At 72.4% G+C, this 17,394-nt stretch carries 12 protein-coding genes and 2 pseudogenes; 5 read left to right on the forward strand and 9 right to left on the reverse strand.

The features are described from left to right. Positions 1-90: 90 nt before the first annotated feature. The 4 genes from AB5L52_RS02385 to AB5L52_RS02400 form a co-directional block, all read right to left on the reverse strand. Positions 91-1,620, reverse strand: coding sequence for a phytoene desaturase family protein (locus AB5L52_RS02385; RefSeq protein ID WP_369368794.1), 1,530 nt, complete (start codon positions 1,618-1,620; stop codon positions 91-93). Between the two features lie 159 nt (positions 1,621-1,779). Further along, positions 1,780-1,992 carry a hypothetical protein gene (locus AB5L52_RS02390; RefSeq protein WP_351575526.1) on the reverse strand — a complete coding sequence of 71 codons (213 nt, stop codon included), beginning with the start codon at positions 1,990-1,992 and terminating at the stop codon, positions 1,780-1,782. Between the two features lie 11 nt (positions 1,993-2,003). Continuing rightward, a complete protein-coding gene (locus AB5L52_RS02395) occupies positions 2,004-4,532 on the reverse strand; it encodes an ATP-dependent Clp protease ATP-binding subunit (protein ID WP_369362455.1) in 2,529 nt (842 codons plus the stop codon). A 127-nt stretch (positions 4,533-4,659) separates the two neighbouring features. Next, a complete protein-coding gene (locus AB5L52_RS02400) occupies positions 4,660-5,616 on the reverse strand; it encodes a Dyp-type peroxidase (protein WP_369362456.1) in 957 nt (318 codons plus the stop codon). Between the two features lie 162 nt (positions 5,617-5,778). Between AB5L52_RS02400 and AB5L52_RS02405 the strand changes: the two are divergent. Continuing rightward, positions 5,779-6,707: pseudogene (locus AB5L52_RS02405) on the forward strand (LysR family transcriptional regulator). A 114-nt stretch (positions 6,708-6,821) separates the two neighbouring features. Here the strand turns inward: AB5L52_RS02405 and AB5L52_RS02410 are convergent. Next, a pseudogene (locus AB5L52_RS02410) lies at positions 6,822-8,160 on the reverse strand (molybdopterin-dependent oxidoreductase). A gap of 231 nt (positions 8,161-8,391) precedes the next feature. Between AB5L52_RS02410 and AB5L52_RS02415 the strand changes: the two are divergent. Together AB5L52_RS02415 and AB5L52_RS02420 are read left to right on the forward strand one after the other, a co-directional pair. Then, positions 8,392-9,648, forward strand: a complete 1,257-nt coding sequence (locus tag AB5L52_RS02415) for a molybdopterin molybdotransferase MoeA (RefSeq protein ID WP_369362457.1) — start codon at positions 8,392-8,394, stop codon at positions 9,646-9,648. Positions 9,649-9,852: 204 nt separating this feature from the next. Beyond that, on the forward strand, positions 9,853-10,224 hold the full coding sequence (locus AB5L52_RS02420; protein ID WP_369362458.1) for a thioesterase family protein: 372 nt from the start codon (positions 9,853-9,855) through the stop codon (positions 10,222-10,224). Positions 10,225-10,243: 19 nt separating this feature from the next. On the opposite strand, the gene AB5L52_RS02425 is transcribed toward AB5L52_RS02420, so the two are convergent. The 3 genes from AB5L52_RS02425 to AB5L52_RS02435 form a co-directional block, all read right to left on the reverse strand. Next, positions 10,244-10,621 carry an NUDIX domain-containing protein gene (locus AB5L52_RS02425; protein WP_351575511.1) on the reverse strand — a complete coding sequence of 126 codons (378 nt, stop codon included), beginning with the start codon at positions 10,619-10,621 and terminating at the stop codon, positions 10,244-10,246. A 136-nt stretch (positions 10,622-10,757) separates the two neighbouring features. Continuing rightward, a complete protein-coding gene (locus AB5L52_RS02430) occupies positions 10,758-11,639 on the reverse strand; it encodes a diacylglycerol kinase family protein (RefSeq protein ID WP_369362459.1) in 882 nt (293 codons plus the stop codon). A gap of 84 nt (positions 11,640-11,723) precedes the next feature. Continuing rightward, positions 11,724-13,316: an FAD-binding oxidoreductase gene (locus AB5L52_RS02435; RefSeq protein ID WP_369362461.1), complete on the reverse strand. Its 1,593-nt coding sequence runs from the start codon at positions 13,314-13,316 to the stop codon at positions 11,724-11,726. Positions 13,317-13,430: 114 nt separating this feature from the next. Between AB5L52_RS02435 and AB5L52_RS02440 the strand changes: the two genes are divergently transcribed. After that, positions 13,431-14,030: a TetR/AcrR family transcriptional regulator gene (locus AB5L52_RS02440; protein ID WP_351575503.1), complete on the forward strand. Its 600-nt coding sequence runs from the start codon at positions 13,431-13,433 to the stop codon at positions 14,028-14,030. Next, the gene (locus AB5L52_RS02445) at positions 14,027-15,610 is read left to right on the forward strand and encodes a glycerol-3-phosphate dehydrogenase/oxidase (RefSeq protein ID WP_369362462.1); all 1,584 of its coding nucleotides are present in this window, start codon (positions 14,027-14,029) and stop codon (positions 15,608-15,610) included. The genes AB5L52_RS02440 and AB5L52_RS02445 overlap by 4 nt, the downstream gene beginning before the upstream one ends. Positions 15,611-15,869: 259 nt before the next feature. On the opposite strand, the gene AB5L52_RS02450 is transcribed toward AB5L52_RS02445, so the two are convergent. Then, a complete protein-coding gene (locus tag AB5L52_RS02450; RefSeq protein WP_369362463.1) occupies positions 15,870-17,321 on the reverse strand; it encodes a WGR domain-containing protein in 1,452 nt (483 codons plus the stop codon). Positions 17,322-17,394 lie beyond the last annotated feature (73 nt).

The following is a 17,394-nucleotide window of genomic DNA, read 5'->3' on the forward strand; positions in this document are numbered from 1 at the left end:
GTGCCGGTCCTTGTGCCCGCCGGCGCTTCACGCCGCGTCCAGTGCCGAGGTGTCGTAGCCGTTGAGGGTGGGCGGGCCGGCGGGCTTGTGTCAGACGGCGGCTCGGACCCCCAGGTGGCGCAGCGCGGCGGACGCGGCTCCGGCGCCGCACATGCCGTGCGCGCCAGGGCCGGGCGGGGTCGCCGCCGAGCACAGGAACACACCGGGCAGACCGGTCGAGTACGGATCGAAGGTCGGGCGGGGGCCCAGGAGGAGCTGAGGTGTCGTCCGAGCGCCGGTGATGATGTCACCGTCGGCGAAGTTGGGGTTGGCGGTGGCGAACGCGGCGGGCCGGGTCGCCTGTCGGCCCACGATGCGGTCGCGGACGCCCGGGGCGAACCGTTCCAGCTGACGGAGTATCGCCTCGGTCGCGTCCGCGTCGTAGCCGTGCGGGACGTGGGCGTAGGTGTACACGGGATGGACGTCGCCCACCGAGCGGGAGGGGTCGGCCAGATACTGCTGGCCGACCAGCACGAAGGGCCGCTCGGGCATACGTCCGGCCACGACGTCCCGTTCCACGCGGACCACCTCGGCCAGCGGGCCGCCGAGGTGCACCGTGCCGGCTCGTCGCGCGTGCTCGTTGGTCCAGGGCACGCCGCCTTCGACGGCCAGGTCGAGCTTGAAGGCGGCGGGCGCGCGGCGGAAGCGCTGGTAGGCGCGGCGGACCCGGGCCGGGAGCCGGTCTCCGTAGAGGGCGGCGACCTGGCCGGGGTCGAGGTCGAGGAGGGTGACGTCGGCGGGCGGGAGCTGCCGGGGGTCGGTGACGCGGACGCCAGTGTGAAGGGTGCCGCCGTGCTTGCGCAGCACGGTTTCCATGCTGCGGGCGATGGCCTGTGAGCCGCCTTCGGCCACGGCCCAGCCGGCGGCGTGTCCCGCGGTGAGGATGCCGAGCCCGCAGGCCGAGGTGAACGGGCGCGAGAGCGGACGGAAGGCGTGCGCCGCGACGCCCGCCCACAGGGCTCGCGCCTGCGGGGTGGTGAAGAGACGGGCGAGGGCGGTGGCGGGAAGGGTGGCCGGCAGCCCGAAGCGGGCGAGCAGCAGCGGGTGCGCGGGGATCCGCAGCACGGGGCCCATCACCTCGCGCGCCAGCGCGTCCCAGCGCCGTACCGGGGTGGCGAAGAGGGCTCGATACCGGTCGCCGTCGGGCCCGAGCATGCGCGCGGTGTCCTCGACGGAACGCAGCAGTACCCCGGCGCTGCCGTCGTCCAGCGGGTGGACGCAGTCGATGTCCGCCGTCAGCCAGCGCAGGCCGTGTTGTTCGAGGCCAAGAGCGCGCAGTGCCGGCGAGGTGACGGCCGTGGGATGGATGGCCGAGCAGTGGTCGTGCAGGAGTCCGGGCAGGAGTGCTTCGTGGCTGCGGGTGCCGCCGCCGACCTCGTCCGCCGCTTCCAGGAGCGTGACGTGCAGTCCTGCCTTGGCGAGCAGGGCGGCGGCAGCGAGCCCGTTGGGACCACCGCCGACCACCACCGCGGACGTCATCGGGTGCCCCTCGGCGTGACCGTGTACAAGGCGGTGCGAGGTGGCGTCATCCGTCTCATGGGTACGAGTGTGCCGGTGAACAGGCCCGCCTTCCCAGCGGATTGGTCAGGCGCCGGCCCCGGACGGTGCCGGCGCGCATGACCGTATGTCCCTCCCTGTCTTCAGCACTGGGGTCGTTTCCCGTGGTTGGCGGCATGGTTGCGCCGCGACTTCTTCTTCCGGCGTCGCTTCGAGGACATCACAACCTCCAGAGTCGATCCGTCAGCTCTGCTCTCGGTCGGTCTCGGTCTGTTCCTCCTCGCGCTGGGGCCCGGAGTCCTCCCATTTCCCGACCGGCGATCCCGTCTCCCGTCGGTCGTCGCGGGTGCGTTCGTCGCGTTCTGTCGCGTCGGGCCGGCGCGGCGTACCCCGGCCGTGGCCGGTGTCCGGGTCTCCCTCGACCCGCTTGTCGGACTTGCGGTGATGATGCGCCATGGGGTCCTCCGTCACCGCTCCGGCGTCGCGGCGCCGGTCTGGGCGGGCTCGCCGGAGCTGCTGTTCTTCCGCACCGTGCAGTGCAGGGAGTCGTGTTGGACGTCGGCGACGATGGTGTCCCCGGGGCCGGCCTCGCCACTGAGCAGGAGGGTGGCGATACGGTTGTCGAGTTCCGCCTGGATCGTGCGGCGCAGCGGCCGGGCACCGAACTCCGGTTGATGACCGTGCGCGATCAGCAGCTTCTTCGCCGCCTCGGTCACCTCCAGCGCCATGCCCTGGGCGTGGACGCGGCGCTTGCTCTGCTCCAGCAGATGATCCACGATCTCCCCGAGGTCGTCCTCGGTCAGCCCGTGGAAGATGATGATGTCGTCGATCCGGTTGAGGAACTCCGGCAGGAACCTCGTCCGCAGATCCTCCGTCAACTCGTCCTTCAACTCCGACACATCACCCTTGTGATCCAGGATCCGGTGCGCCCCGATGTTGGAGGTCATGATGATCACGCAGTGCCGGAAGTCGACCGTGCGGCCCTGGGCGTCGGTCAGCCGGCCGTCGTCCAGGATCTGCAGCAGCGTGTTGAAGACGTCCGGGTGCGCCTTCTCCACCTCGTCGAACAGCACCACGCTGTAGGGCCGGCGGCGCACCTTCTCCGTCAGCTGGCCCGCTTCCTCGTAGCCGACGTATCCGGGAGGGGCGCCCACCAGCCGGGCGACGGTGTGCTTCTCCTGGAACTCGCTCATGTCGAACCGGATCATCCGGTCCTCGTCCCCGAACAGCAACGCGGCAAGTGTCTTGGCGAGTTCGGTCTTGCCCACGCCCGTGGGGCCGAGGAAGAGGAAGGAGCCCACCGGCCGGTTCGGGTCGCCCATGCCCGCCCGGTTCCGCCGCACCGCCTGGGACACCGCGGTCACGGCCTCGTCCTGGCCGACGATCCGGGCGTGCATCTCCTCCTCGAGCTTGAGCAGCCTCTCCTTCTCGCTCGCCGTCAGCTGGGCCACCGGGATCCCGGTACGGCGCGAGACCACATCGGCGATGTCCGCCGCCGTCACCGACACCACGCCCTCACGGCGCTCCTCGATACCGGCGAGTTCCCCCTCCACCTGCGCGATCTCCCGCTTCAGCTCCGAGGCCTTCTCGAAGTCCTCCCCGGACACGGCCTGTTCCAGTTCACGGCGGAGCTTGGCGATACGGTCCTCGCGACCGACCACCTCCGTGGAACGGCCCACGCTGCGCAACCGCACCCGCGCCCCGGCCTGGTCCATCACGTCGATCGCCTTGTCGGGCAGGAAACGGTCGGTGATGTAGCGGTCGGACATCTCGGCGGCGGCCGCCAGCGCCGCGTCGTCGAAGCGGACCTGGTGGTGTGCCTCGTACGAGTCCCGCAGACCCTCCAGGATCTGCACGGTCTCCTCCACCGTGGGCTCGGGCACCGTCACCGGCTGGAACCGGCGCTCCAACGCCGCGTCCTTCTCCACGTACTTGCGGTACTCGTCGATCGTCGTGGCCCCCACCACATGCAGCTCACCGCGCGCGAGTGCGGGCTTGAGCATGTTGCCCGCGTCCATCGCCCCCTCCCCCGTCGCCCCCGCGCCCACCACCGTGTGCAACTCGTCGATGAACAGGATGATCCGGCCCTTGGCGGCCTGGACGTCCTCGATGACCTTCTTCAACCGCTCCTCGAACTGCCCGCGGTACTGCGCTCCCGCGACCATCCCCGACAGATCCAGCGCCACGACCCGCTTGTCTTTGAGGGTGTCGGGTACCTCCCCCGCCACGATCCGCTGGGCCAGCCCCTCCACGATGGCGGTCTTCCCGACGCCGGGTTCGCCGATGAGGACGGGATTGTTCTTGGCACGCCGGGAGAGGATCTCGATGGTCTGCTCGATCTCCTCGGCGCGCCCCACCACGGGGTCGAGCTTGCCCGCCTTCGCTTCGTCGGTCAGGTCCCGGCCGAACTCGTCCAGCGTCGTCGCCGGCTGCTTCCGCTCGGCGGGCAGTGCGTCGGCACGGGCCGCCTGTTCGGTCAGGTCCGCCAGTTTCCGGGTGTCCGTGCCCTCGGCACGCAGCAGCTTGGCGGCACCTGTGTCGCTGTCACCCAGCAGCGCGCTGAGGATGTGTTCGGGGCCGATGTACGACACACCGGCGGCCTGCGACTGGGCGTAGGCGGCGCCGAGCGTGCGCTTGGCCGCCGGGGTGAGGCCCGGCTGCGCGGACGGCTCTCCGGACTCGCGCGGCAGGATCTTGGCGATCTCGGCCGCCAGCGTGTCGGGGTCGACGCCCACCTGGGCAAGCAGCCTCCGGGACGGCTCGACCTTGGTGGCCGCCCACAGCAGATGTTCGGTGTCCAGATCGGTCGTGCCGTCCTCGACCGCTCGCTGCGCGGCCAGGTTCAGCAGTTCCTGCGACGACTCCGTCAGCAGCCGGCCGATCGGCACCCGCTGCACCGCGGGAGGCGAGGACGCCGGGGACATCCCGAAGAACCGGTTGAACAACTCGCTGAAGGGATCCGACGAACCGAACGGTGCACCGAACGACATCGACATGACAGCTCCTGGACGCGGGGCCGGTGGTCCGCGAGGGTCCTTGTTCCGAGGGTCCGTAATCACTGAACCCCGCTGGACACAGCACCGCAAACGGAGAACACGCACCGCCGATACCGGTAACGCTGAGTCACTGCCCAGTGGTCGTGGTGGCGCCGTACGGAGCGGTCGGCAGGTCGTCGAGAAAGGTGACGGTGGGCACGTGGAAGAGACAGCCCGTGACCGGCACCGAGAATTCGAGAATCCGGTCGTGCAGGCCCGGACGACGACCCAGGAACATGTTCCGCAGCATTTCCTCCGGCACATCCGGGGTGCGGGCATAACCGATGAAATAGGTGCCGAACTCGCCCTTTCCGATGGCGCCGAAGGGCATGTTCTCCCGCACGATCTTGCGTTCCTGGCCATTCTCGTCGGTGATGGTGTTGAGCGCGACATGGGAATCGGCGGGTTTCACGTCGTCGGGGAGTTCGATGTTGGCCAGTTTGGTGCGCCCGATGACCTTGTCCTGTTCCTCGGCGGACAGGGCGTTCCACGCCGTCATGTCGTGCAGGTACTTCTGCACGATCACATAGCTGCCGCCCGCGAAGTCCGCGTCCTCGTCGCCGATGAACACGGCGTCGTCCGCGGCCTTTCCCTCCGGGTTCTCGCTGCCGTCCACGAAGCCCAGCAGATCGCGTTCGTCGAAGAACTTGAAACCATGCACCTCGTCGACCACGGTGGCCGCCCCGTCGAGTCGCTCGCCCAGCAGCCGGGCCAGTTCGAAACAGAGGTCCATGCGGCGGGCGCGGACGTGGAAGAGGAGGTCGCCCGGTGTGCCGAGGGCGCGGTGGCGGGGGCCGACCAGGTCCGCGAAGGGGTGCAGCCGCCGTGGCCGTGGGCCGCTGAACAGGCGGTCCCACGCGTGTGATCCGATGCCGACGACACAGCTGAGTTCTTCGGCGGGCGCGCGGAACGCCACCGAACGGCGCAGGGCCGAGACGTCCGCGAGCAGGTCGCGCACCGTGTCCTCGCCACCTGCGGCGATGGTGGCGACGAGGAACACGGCTGCCCTGGCCGGCGGGACGATGACGGGCTGCGGTTCCACCACGGGGTCGCCTCCTCACGAGGGCCTCGAAAGCCGGCTCGCTGTCCGGTCCTCGCACCAGCATCGCCCTGCCCCTCCGACTCGGCAGGTCGTACGCGGGCCGGAGCGGGCCGTACGCGCGGGCCGGGATTGGCTTTGCGGGGAGCGGTCGGGTACACCCGTGCCGTGCTCTTTCGTCAGCTGGAATACCTCGTCGCGCTCTCCCGGGAGCGGCATTTCGCCCGTGCCGCCCAGGCCTGCCATGTCTCCCAGCCGACTCTGTCGGAGGCGCTGCGCAAGCTGGAGGAGGAACTCGACATGCCGCTGGTGCGGCGCGGCCGCAAGTACGAGGGCCTCACCCCGGAGGGGGAGCGCATCGTCGTATGGGCGCAGCGGATCCTCGCGGACCGTGACGCCCTGCGGGACGAGGTGGACGCGCTGCACAGCGGGTTGAGCGGCAGGATGCGGATCGGTTCCGTGCCGACGGCGTCCGGTGCCGTCGCCCAGCTGACCGGCCCGTTCTGTGCGGCGCATCCGCTGGTCACGGTGGAGGTCATAGCGGATCTGCAGTCGGCGGACATCCTCCGGCAGCTGCAGAACTTCGAGCTCGACGCCGGGATCACCTATCTCTGCGCGAGGATCTGTCGGAACACTTCCACACGGTTCCGCTGTACCAGGAGCGGTACGTCCTGTTGCACACGGCCGCCGACGGCCTGGCCCGGCGTACGACGGCCACGTGGGCGGAGGCGTCGCGGCTGTCTCTGTGCCTGCGGACCGGGGCGATGCAGGGCCGCCGGGTGCTGGACGAGTTGTTCGCACAGGCCGGGACGCAGCCCTCGCCCCGGCTGGAGACCGACTCCGTGGCGGCACTGTTCGCCCATGTGCGCACGGGGCGGCGGGCGAGCATCGTGCCGCATGCCTGACTCCATGTGTTCGGCGTCCCGCCCGGCATGCGGGCGGTCCCGCTGGTCGAGCCCGCCGCGGCGGTGCCGGTGGGTCTGGTGATCGCCGCCCGGGAGCCGGATTCGGTGATGGCCAGGGCGCTCACGGACATCGCCCGCACGACCGACGTGGCCTCGGCGCTGGAACGCGTGCCCGGCGACCCGGGCCGGTAGCCCACGGCCAGGGACCTGACATGGCTCCGCGGGTCCCGCCCTCCTCCGACCGCACCGGTCGGTCCACCACCGGCCGCAGCCGCGGTGTCAGATGTCTCAGGCCTCACAGGTGTCTCAGGTGAATCGGGTGGATCGGGTGGCCTCGGTCCGCGTGGGCTCCAGGCGGACCAGCACGCTTTCGGACGTGGGCGTGTTGCTCATGTCGGCGACGCTGTCCAGGGGCACCAGGACGTTGGTCTCGGGGTAGGAGGAGGCCGCAGAGCCGCGGCTGGTGGGATACGCGACGACGCGGAAGTCCTCCGCCCGGCGTTCCAGCCCGTCGCGCCAGACCATGATCAGGTCGACCCGGTCGCGGTCGGCGAGCCCGAGGGCGGCCAGGTCGGCGGGGTGGACGAGCACCACCCGGCGGGCGTTGTAGATGCCGCGGTATCGGTCGTTCATCGCATACGGCACGGTGGTCCACTGGTCGTGCAAGCGCAGCGTCTGCAGCAGCAGACGGCCCTCGGGGATGTGCGGCATCGTGAACGCGTTGACGGTGAAGACGGCCCGGCCGCTCGGGGTGCGGAAGACACGCTGGTTGACCGGGTTGGGCAGCCGGAAGCCGCCGGGCGCGGCCACCCGGGCGTTGAAGTCCGCGAAGCCCGGTACGACCCGGGCGATACGGTCACGGACGGTGTCGTAGTCCGCCTCGAACTCCTCCCGGATGTCACGGTCGCTGCGGCCGAGGGTGGGCAGGATGAGGGCGGTGTCTCCGCAGACCGGTGCCGGGGTTCTGTCCTACGACGAGGACGAGGTCCGCGGTGTGGATGTCGTCCAGACCGACGCTGCCTTTGCCGATGCCCAGGGTCTCCGTCAGCGCGGAACCGCTCGACTCGTGGCACAGGTTGGAGCAGTCCGGGAGGCTGTTGGTGCCGTAGGCGCGGGCGAAGAGCTGCAGCAGGAAGGCGGCCTCGTTGTTCAGCCGTCCTGAGGTGTAGAAGAGGGCCTCGTCCGGGGAGTCCAGCCGGCGCAGTTCCCCGGCGAGCACGTCGAACGCCTCGTCCCAGCCGATCGGTTCGTAGTGTGCGGCACCGGGCCGCTTGATCACGGGCTCGGTGAGCCGGCCCTGCTGATTGAGCCAATAGTCCGACTTCTCGCCCAGTTCCGCGATCGAGTGACGGCGGAAGAATTCGGCGGTGATCCGGCGCGAGGTGGCTTCGTCGCTGATGTGCTTGGCGCCGTTCTCGCAGTATTCATTGCGGTGCCGCTTGCCCGGCGCGGGCTCCGGCCAGGCGCATCCCGGGCAGTCGAATCCCTTGACCTGGTTGATGTTCAGCAGGGTCAGCGCGGTGCGTCGTACGGTCGTCCGGCCCAGCGAGTACTCCAGTGCGTGGGTCACCGCCGGCACACCGGTGGCCCAGCGCTTGGGCGAGGTGACCGACAGATCGTCGCCGGGGTCCTCGATACCGCTCATGATCCGGTCCGCCTCTTTCCGTTGTCATGCGGGCACGCGGTGGACAGGCGTGCGCGCGTTGTGCCGCGTTCCGCGCCGCGCACCGCACGGCAGCATCCGCCGCTTTCCTGAAACAAGTCCAAGAGGTGATTTCGATGACGTGATAAGCGCGGGTTATCGATAAGCGGCACCTATCGGCGAACAATCCGGGCCTCTTTGACTTCCTCGGACGCCTGTTCAACGATGACCGGCATGACGGCATCCCGGACGGCCGACGGCACGGCACCGCACGAACCGCAGACCGAGCCCGGCTCGCTCCGGCCCGCCCGGGCCTGGGAACGTGCCCGCTCGATCGCCCGGTCCTGCGCGGGGCAGCCGCTTCCCGCGGTCCCCCGCACCCTCACCGACGCGTTGGGGCACGCGCTGGCCGAACCGCTCGTGGCCCTCACCGATCTGCCGGCGTTCGCGACGGCCGCGATGGACGGCTGGGCTGTGGCCGGACCGGGCCCCTGGCGGCTCGCCGGCGCCGGCGTCCTGGCCGGCCAGGAGCCCGAACCGCTCGGATGGGACTCGGCCGTCCCCATCGCCACCGGCGCCCCGGTGCCGGAGGGCGCGACCGCCGTACTGCGGCGCGAGCACGGTGCGGCGGACACCGAGCGTGCCATCCTCTACGACCGCTCTCCCGCGCCGGTGCCCGAAGGGCAGGACATCCGGCCGCGCGGCCAGGAGTGCCGCTCCGGCGAACCGCTGCTGCCGGCCGGCACCACCGTGACCGAGCGGGTGCTGGGCCTGGCTGCGGCGGCCGGGTACGACCGGCTGACGGTGCACCACCGTCCGAGCGTGGAACTGCTCGTCCTCGGCGACGAGTTGCTCGCCCAGGGGGTGCCGCGCGGCGGTCGGGTCCGTGACGCGCTCGGGCCACTGCTGCCGCCGTGGCTGCAGGCCTGCGGCGCCGAGCTGATCGGCCATCAACTGATCGCCGACGACCTCGCCGCGCTCCGGGAGGCCGTGCACCGTTCGCCCGCCGATGTCGTGGTCACCACCGGGAGCACCGCCGCCGGGCCGGTGGATTTCCTGCACGACACGCTCCGGGCGGTGGGCGCCCGGCTGCTGGTGGATTCCGTGGCCGTACGTCCCGGTCACCCCATGCTGCTCGCCGAGCTGCCGGCCAGCGCCGACGGCCGGAGGCGCCGGCTGGTCGGGCTGCCCGGGAATCCGCTCGCCGCGGTGGCCGGCATGGTCACCCTGGCCGAGCCGCTGCTGAGGCACCTCGGCGGGCACTGCGCAGCCGAGCCCTTCCGGCTGACGGCCGGCTCGGCGCTGCCGGGACATCCGCGCGACACCCGGCTGCTGCCGGTGTTCACGGCGGGGCAGCAGGTGACACCGCTGCCGTTCGACGGTCCGGCGATGCTGCGCGGCCTGGCCCTGGCGGACGCGCTCGCGGTGGTCCCGCCGGGCGGCGTGCCGGCCGGTGCCGCCGTCGACGTGATGCGGCTGCCCAGCCGGTGATGCTCCGGGATCCATGGCCGGCCGCCGGTGCTCGCGGACGAGGGCGATACGGACAGGGCGGTCTCCTGGGCGACGCGGGCGGCCGCCGACCCCTATGAGCCACCTCGGCCGGCCGAGGGCGGACCGAACGGCTGCTGCGCCGCCACCTCCAACCCGCGACGGCGTCGTCCGGCGGGCCGGGTGCGCCGGCGTTAGCGTGAGGGCATGCGCCATGAGGTGACGGATGCCGACACCGCGTTGGCGGTGGGAAGCGGTGACGTGCCCGTTCTCGCCACCCCGCGGCTGATCGCGTGGCTGGAGGCGGCGACCGTGCGGGCCGCCGCCCGCTTCACCGAGTCCGGGCAGACCAGCGTCGGCACCGAGGTGCGGGTCCGGCATGTGCGGGCTACGCCGGTCGGCGGCCGGGTGGAGGTGAGCGCCGAACCGGCCGCCGCCACGGCGGACGGCCGGGTCACGTTCGTGGTGCGGGCCGTCGACGGCTCGGGCCGACTGGTCGCGACGGGTGAGATCGAGCGGGCGATCGTCGACCGGGAGCGGTTCCTCGCGCGCCTGCCGGACCCGGCGACGGAAAGCTGACCTGCGGGAACGGCAGGTCTCAGGAGGGCGTGTGGCCGCGGAGATAGTCGCGTACGACTGCCGGGAGAGCGGCATCGGCGGCCTCGGGGCTCGGTGCCCAGCGCACCTGTTCCCGCGCGAGGGCGGCGCCGTCCGACGGGGACTCGCTCAGCAGCTGGCACACCACGGCCGATGTCTCGTCCGCCCGTGCGCCGTCGTGCGGGTCGAGGCTTTCGGTGCCGTCGACGAGGTATCCGGTGAGTTCGTAGACGACACGGGCCGCGGTGGCCTCGGCCGGCTCGGCCGGTTGGGGAGTGCCGGACGGCAGCGCCCAGCCGTCACCGGCGTCCACCAGCAGCAGCCGTCCGTCGTACAGGACGACCGCCTGCACCACGCCCTCGGCGGGCTCCAGCGCCATGACAGACCAACCCCTCCCCCTGCGCGCTCGGCCGGGTCCTCCTGCCCATACCCAGGGCCGGCCGGTCCTGCACCGACGCCGTGTCACTTCTCGGTCCGTGCCGGGGATTCCCGTGCCGTGGCGGCGGAACCGGCGGTCAGTACAGCATCGGCAGGTCGCCGGGTCGTACCCGCACGGTGACCGGGAGGGTGGCGTCGACCTCGCCGTCGGCGCCGTAGGGGACGGGTCGGGCGGCCTCGATGCGCAGTTCCCGGCCGCGCAGGACCCGCACCTCGGGGCGGTGGACGTGGGCGCCCGTCTTCAGCTCGTTCATGAGGACGAAGAAGAGTCTGCGCGGGGCCTCGCGGATCATCACCACGTCCAGCAGTCCGTCGTCGACGCGCGCGTCGGGGGCGATGAGCCGGCCGGAGCCGTAGTACGGGGAGTTGGCGGCGACGACCGTGTAGCCGCGGTGGGTGTGCTCCTCGCCGTCGACGGTGACGCGGTAGTCGGTCGCGCGCCAGGTGGTGACGGCGCGCAGACCGCCCGCGTAGTAGGAGGCGGCGCCGCGCAGCAGCCGGGCGTGGTTGGCGTGCCGGTTGGCCACCGCGTCCACGCCGGCGTAGACGCTGCCCAGGACCACGGTGCGCGGGTGGAGGGCCGACTCCACCTCGATGGTGTCGACCGGCCGTGGCTCCGCGTGCAGCAGGATGCCGGCGAGTGCGGCGGGGTCGGCGGGCAGCTTCAGGGCGCGGGCGAAGTCGTTGCCGCGTCCGGCCGGGACCAGGCCGAGGACGGTACCGGTGCCGCTCAGTGCCCCGCCGATGCCGCCGGCGATGCCGTCGCCGCCGACGGCCAGGACGATCCGGCCGCGCTCGCCGGCGCGTCGGGCGATGTCCTGGGCGTGGGCGAGACTGTGGCTGTACTCCGTCTCCAGCTCGGCCCCGGCCTCGCGGAGCAGCCGGGCCAGCTGCAGCAGTGTCGCCGCCCCGGTGGAGCCGCCCGCGGTGGGGTTGACGACGGCGGTGAACTGTCGCATCGGTGTGCCTCCGAAGCAGGCGGATCGGTGGGTCGGTCGTACGTGGCAGGTCGGTCGTACGTGGTCAGCCGGTGTCGTACGTGGTCAGTCGGTGGGGAGCAGGACGCCGGGGTTGAGCAGGCTCTCGGGGTCCAGAGTGCGCTTCACGGCACGCAGGGCCGCGATGCCGAGCGGTCCGGCCTCGCGCACATACCAGTCTCGGTGGTCGGTGCCGACGCCGTGGTGGTGGGAGATGGTGCCGCCGGCCGCCAGGACGGCTTCGTTGGCCGCGTGCTTGGCGGGCGTCCAGTGGGCCACCGGGTCCTCGCCCTGGGCGCTGACGACGGTGAAGTACAGCGAGGCGCCGTTCTCGTAGACGTGGGAGATGTGGCACATCACCAGGGGCGGGGTGCCGGCCTCGGTGAGGGTGTCGGTGAGTGCGGTGCGCACGGCCGTGTAGAGGTCGGGGATGCGGGACCAGAAGGCGGCGGTCTCCAGGGTCTCGGCGAAGGCGCCGACGTCGAGCAGCGCGTCACGCAGGTACGGCGCCGAAAAGCGGCCGTGGGCCCAGCGTTCGCCCGGTTCCGCCCCGACGAGGGTGCCGCCGCAGGCGGTGAGGACGGCGGCCGCCTGCTCCCGGCGCTGTGCGGTGTCCTCGGGCGTGCCCTCGTAGCCGGTGATGGCCAGGCAGCCCGCTCCGCCCTGGGACAGGTCGCCGCCGATGGCGTCGGGCTGGGCCAGGCCGATGAGCGTCTCGGTCTCGTCGGACAGCCGCAGCACGGTCGGCCGGGGTCCGTCCTGGGCGAGCCGGCGCAGGGCCGCGGCGCCTTCCTCGAACGACGCGAACCGCCAGCCCTCGTAGACGCGCACTTGCGGCAGCGGGCGGATCCGTACGGTGACGGAGGTGATGACGCCGAAGGCGCCCTCCGATCCGAGGATCAGCTGACGCAGGTCGGGTCCGGCGGCGGAGCGCGGGGCACGGCCGGTCTCGACCGTGCCCTCGGGAGTGGCGAGGGTCAGTGCGAGGACCATCTCGTCGAAGCGCCCGTACCCGGCGGACGCCTGGCCGCTGGAGCGGGCGGCGGCGAAACCACCGATGGTGGCCCACTCGAAGGACTGCGGGAAGTGCCCGAGAGTGAAGCCGTGTTCGGCGAGCAGGGCTTCGGCCTCGGGAGCGCGCAGGCCGGGCTGCAGGACCGCGGTGCGCGAGACGGGGTCCAGGTGGAGCAGGCCGTTCATGCGGCGCAGGTCCAGGGCGATGAACGCGCCACGCTCGGGGGCGAGTCCGCCGACGACCGACGTGCCGCCGCCGAAGGGGACGACGGCGAGGCCGTGCGCGGCGCACGCGCGCAGGACGGCGAGGACCTCGTCGTGGGCGGCGGGCAGGACCACGGCCTGCGGGACGTCCGAGAAGTCGCCGGCGCGGATGCGCAGCAGGTCGGGGGTGGACTTGCCCCGGGTGTGGCGGACGCGGCTCTCGCTGTCGGTGCGCACGTGTTCGTCGCCGCCGACGGCCTCGGCGAGCGCCTGGAGCGCGGCGGGGCCGGCCGTGGGGCCGGGCAGGCGGATGTCCTCCAAGGAAAGGGAGGGAGTGGTGCGGGGCTTGACGCCGAGCAGGTCGCGCAGCAGTCCGGTCACCGAGTCGAGCAGCGGTGCCGCCTTGGCCGGGTCGCCCCAGCCGTTCCACAGCATGTCCATTGAACGGTCGTCCTCACAGGTCGGTGTGCTCGGTTCGCGCGACGGCCCGGCGGCCGTGCCCGGGGCGTCGGTGTGCTGCTCCGGTCCGGCCCCCGGGGCGTTACACTGTGACACATGACGCCTATTCGTCACAACGGTTCGGACAACGATCATGTGCTCGACGCGGTACGCGACTGTGTGCTGGCCGTCGGAGTGCGCCGCACCACCCTCGCCGACGTGGCCCGCCGCGCCGGCGTCTCCCGGATGACGCTGTACCGGCGCTGGCCGGACCTGCGGACCCTGGTGGGCGATCTGATGACCCGTGAGTGGATCGACGTGGCCACCCGCGCGATCCCCGAACCCGCCGACGGCGTCGACACGCGCACCCGGATCGTGGACGGACTGGTGGCGGGGGTCGAGGCGTTCCGGGCGCACCCGCTCTTCCGCAAGATCGTCGACGTCGATCCGGAACTGCTGCTGCCCTATGTGCTGGACCGGCGCGGCGCGAGCCAGGAGGCGCTGCTGGCCCTGCTGGCCGACGCGCTGCGCGCGGGCCACGCCGACGGGTCGGTGCACCCGGGCCATGTCGAACGGCAGGCCCGCGCCGTGCTGTTGACCGTGCAGTCCTTCACCCTGTCCCTGCGCACGATGACCGACGAGGACGATCCGGAGCTGGACTCCGCCGCCTTCCTCGGCGAGTTGCGCGCCCTCCTGGAGAGGACCCTCACGCCATGAGTCACACCAGCGCCCACCCCGGCTCGTCCCTCAGCGCGCTCCGCCGTACCCGGGAACTGGCCGAGGCCACGGACGGCAGGGTTGCCGACGTCCTGGTCGTCGGGCTCGGCGCCACCGGGGCCGGAGCCGCGCTGGACGCGGCGGCCCGCGGGCTGGACGTCGTCGCCGTGGACGCCCACGACCTGGCCTTCGGCACCTCCCGCTGGAGTTCGAAGCTCATCCACGGCGGGCTGCGCTATCTGGCCTCCGCGCAGTTCGACGTCGCGCACGAGAGCGCGGTCGAACGCGGGGTGCTGATGACCCGGACCGCCCCGCACCTGGTGGCCGCCCAGCCGTTCGTGCTGCCGCTGACCCCGCTGGTGTCCAGGGCCCAGGCGTCCCTGGCCTGGGCCGGATTCCGGGCCGGGGACATGCTGCGGCTGGCCGCCCGGACGCCCCGGCAGGTGCTCCCCGCTCCCCGGCGGCTGACGGCCACGGAGGCGCGGCACCTGGCGCCCGCGGTGCGCGCGGCCGGGCTGCGCGGCGGACTGCTGTCCTGGGACGGCAGGGTGACCGACGACGCCCGGCTGGTCACCGCCCTGGCGAGGACGGCCGCCGCGCAGGGCGCGCGCATACTCACCCGGGTCAGGGTGCTGGAGCTCACGGGCGCCGGCGCCCGGATCCGCGACGAACTCACCGGTGAGGAGGGCGAGATCAGGGCCCGCGCGGTGATCAACGCGGCCGGGGTGTGGGCGGGCGACCTCGTCGAGGGCATCCGGATCCGGCCCTCCCGCGGCACCCATCTGGTGCTGCGCTCAGAGCGGCTCGGCGCCCTGCCGGCCGGTCTGCACATCCCGATTCCCGGCGAGACCAACCGCTTCGTCCTGGTCCTGCCGCAGGGCGATGGGCGGGTGTACGTCGGCCTCACCGACGAGCCGGTCGAGGGCGGGATCCCGGACGTCCCGGACGTGCCCGAGACCGACATCGGTTTCCTCCTGGACGTGCTCGGATCGGTCCTGGACACGCCGGTGACCCGGGAGGAGGTCGTCGGCGCCTTCGCCGGACTGCGCCCCCTGCTGGACACGTCCGGATACGACGGTCGCGACGGCGCGCCTGCCCGCACCTCCGACATCTCCCGTCGGCACGCGGTGCTGACGTCCCCCGACGGCATCACGACGATCGTCGGCGGCAAGCTCACCACCTACCGGCGGATGGCACAGGACGCCGTGGACGCCGCGACCGCCGCCCGGGGCCTTCCCGTCGCGCCGTCCCCCACCGCCGCGCTGCCCCTGATCGGCGCCGCCGCACCCGGCCGGCTCCGCAGCCTGTCGGCACCGCGCCGCCTGATCCGCCGCTACGGCATCGAGGCCGAGGCCGTCCACACCCTCGCGACCGAGAACCCCGCCCTGGCCGAGCCGGTTCTGCCGGGCCACCCGATCACCCGCGCCGAACTGCTCTGGGCCGTCCGGCACGAGGGCGCCCTGGACGAGTCCGACCTCCTGGACCGGCGCACCCGCATCGGGCTGGTGCCGCAGGACCGCGCGGAGGTGCTCGCCGTGGCACGGGAGGTGCTGGTGGAGGCGGCAACCACCCGGGGCTGATCCGCCGACCGGCCGGACCGGGTGACATGAGCGCCTCCGCGTCGTGGAATCGTCGAGGGAGGCGGCTGGGGTACGTCCCCGACGCAGTCGGCCGGGCAGAGCCGCAGCAGGCGGACGTCCCCCTCCACACGTCCCGCCGCTTGAGGCGCGCGGGCGATGCGCACCGAGGCGAAGACGGTGCGGCCCCGGGGCGCCGACCGGCCGGACCGGGCGGCCCAAGTGCCGGACGGGGACGGAGCGGCGCAGGACGGAGGGAGCGTCAGAGCAGGCGCCGGATGTCCCCGCGGACGCGGTAGAAGCCGCCGGCCGCCGGGTGCAGGGCGTCCACGACGTAGCGGGCGCCCGGCTCCCGTATGGCACGCGGGAACTGGACGTTCCAGGAAGCGTCGTAGCCATCGGACACCACGTGCACCCGAAGGCGGCCGCTCTCCTGGACGCACTCGACCACCACGGCGCCGGCCGGGGCCTGGGCGACGGTGGAGACCGCGGCCACGGCGGTGGCGGGTGCGTAAGTGGGCAGGGCCGCGGCGAGCTTGACGTCCCGTGCCACCGGTACCGTGCCCTGCTGGGCCGCGGTGATGGCGGTCTCGCTCGCGTCGACGCAGACGAGCGAGCCCTCGGTGGTCACCAGGTACAGCCGCTCGTCGCGGTACTGCATCGACAGCGCCGAGCCGCCGCCCGTGCCGAGCTTCCACAGACGCGTGCCGTCCTGGTCGAAGCAGTAGACGGACGACGCGGCGTCGCCGGCGAAGACGAACCGGCCGCCCGGGGAGGTGGCGCACGAGTAGACCGCGCTGTCGCAGGCGTATGTCGCCTCTATCGCGCCGGTGGCCTTCGACAGCCGCTGGACCACGCGGTGCCCGGTGCCCGCGTAGACGGCGTCGTCCTCCTGCCAGCCGAAGAGCACGCTGCCCTTGGTGGCCGTGTGCCACAACTCGCGGCCGCCGTCGGGTGCGTAGGCGGTGACGCCCCGGTGGTGGCCGTGGTAGACGGCCCGGTCGTCGGCGCGGACCATCCAGGCGTGCTCGCCCTGGCTGCGGCGGGCCCACTGGTGTTCGTCCTCGTGGTCGATGACGGTGAGCCGGCCGTCGCGGTCCGAGACGTTCAGGATGCCCTCGTGGATGTCCAGCCAGAAGATGTCGACGTCGGCGGCGATGTCGTACGCGGCGAACGGCAGCTTGGAGGAGAGGTCGTAGACCTTGCCGTCGTCACAGCCCGCGTAGATCCAGAAGTCGTCGGCGACCAGGCACTTCACCCCGTCCGGCAGGCTGAAGCGGGCGAGGACGGCGCCGTCGTGGCCCAGGGTGTAGACGTCGCCCGCCTGATTGCCCACCCAGCAGTGCTCGTCGTCCACATGGATGCCGAACGCTGCGGAGCCGGTGCGGAACCGCCACAGCACGGGCGCCACGGCTCGCGCGGTGGACGGGGCCGAGCTGACCTGACGCCGGGTCACCGGGCGCGGAGCACGCTGCCCCTGGACTGCGGGGGCGTAGCCCTTGCGGACCTTCTCCCCCACCTTCCGCGCGGCGGCCGCGCCGGCCTTCTCGGCCGTCGGGAACGTCGTCGTCTGGATCTGCCCGGGGGCGCCGATCCTGCCGTACCGCACCGTCACCATCTGCCCGTCGACGGTCACTTCGTAGAACTTGTGGGCGCCGCCGCCCTCCTGCGACAGCTCCAGATACGTCGTCGACACCGCGGACGCCGTGGCCATGGCAGACCCCTCCCCAGGACGGACCCGCGGCCGTTCCGGCAGGTCCTCACTGATCAAACCGTAAGGGCGACCA

The organism is Streptomyces sp. CG4 (assembly GCF_041080655.1).
Lineage (GTDB): Bacteria > Actinomycetota > Actinomycetes > Streptomycetales > Streptomycetaceae > Streptomyces.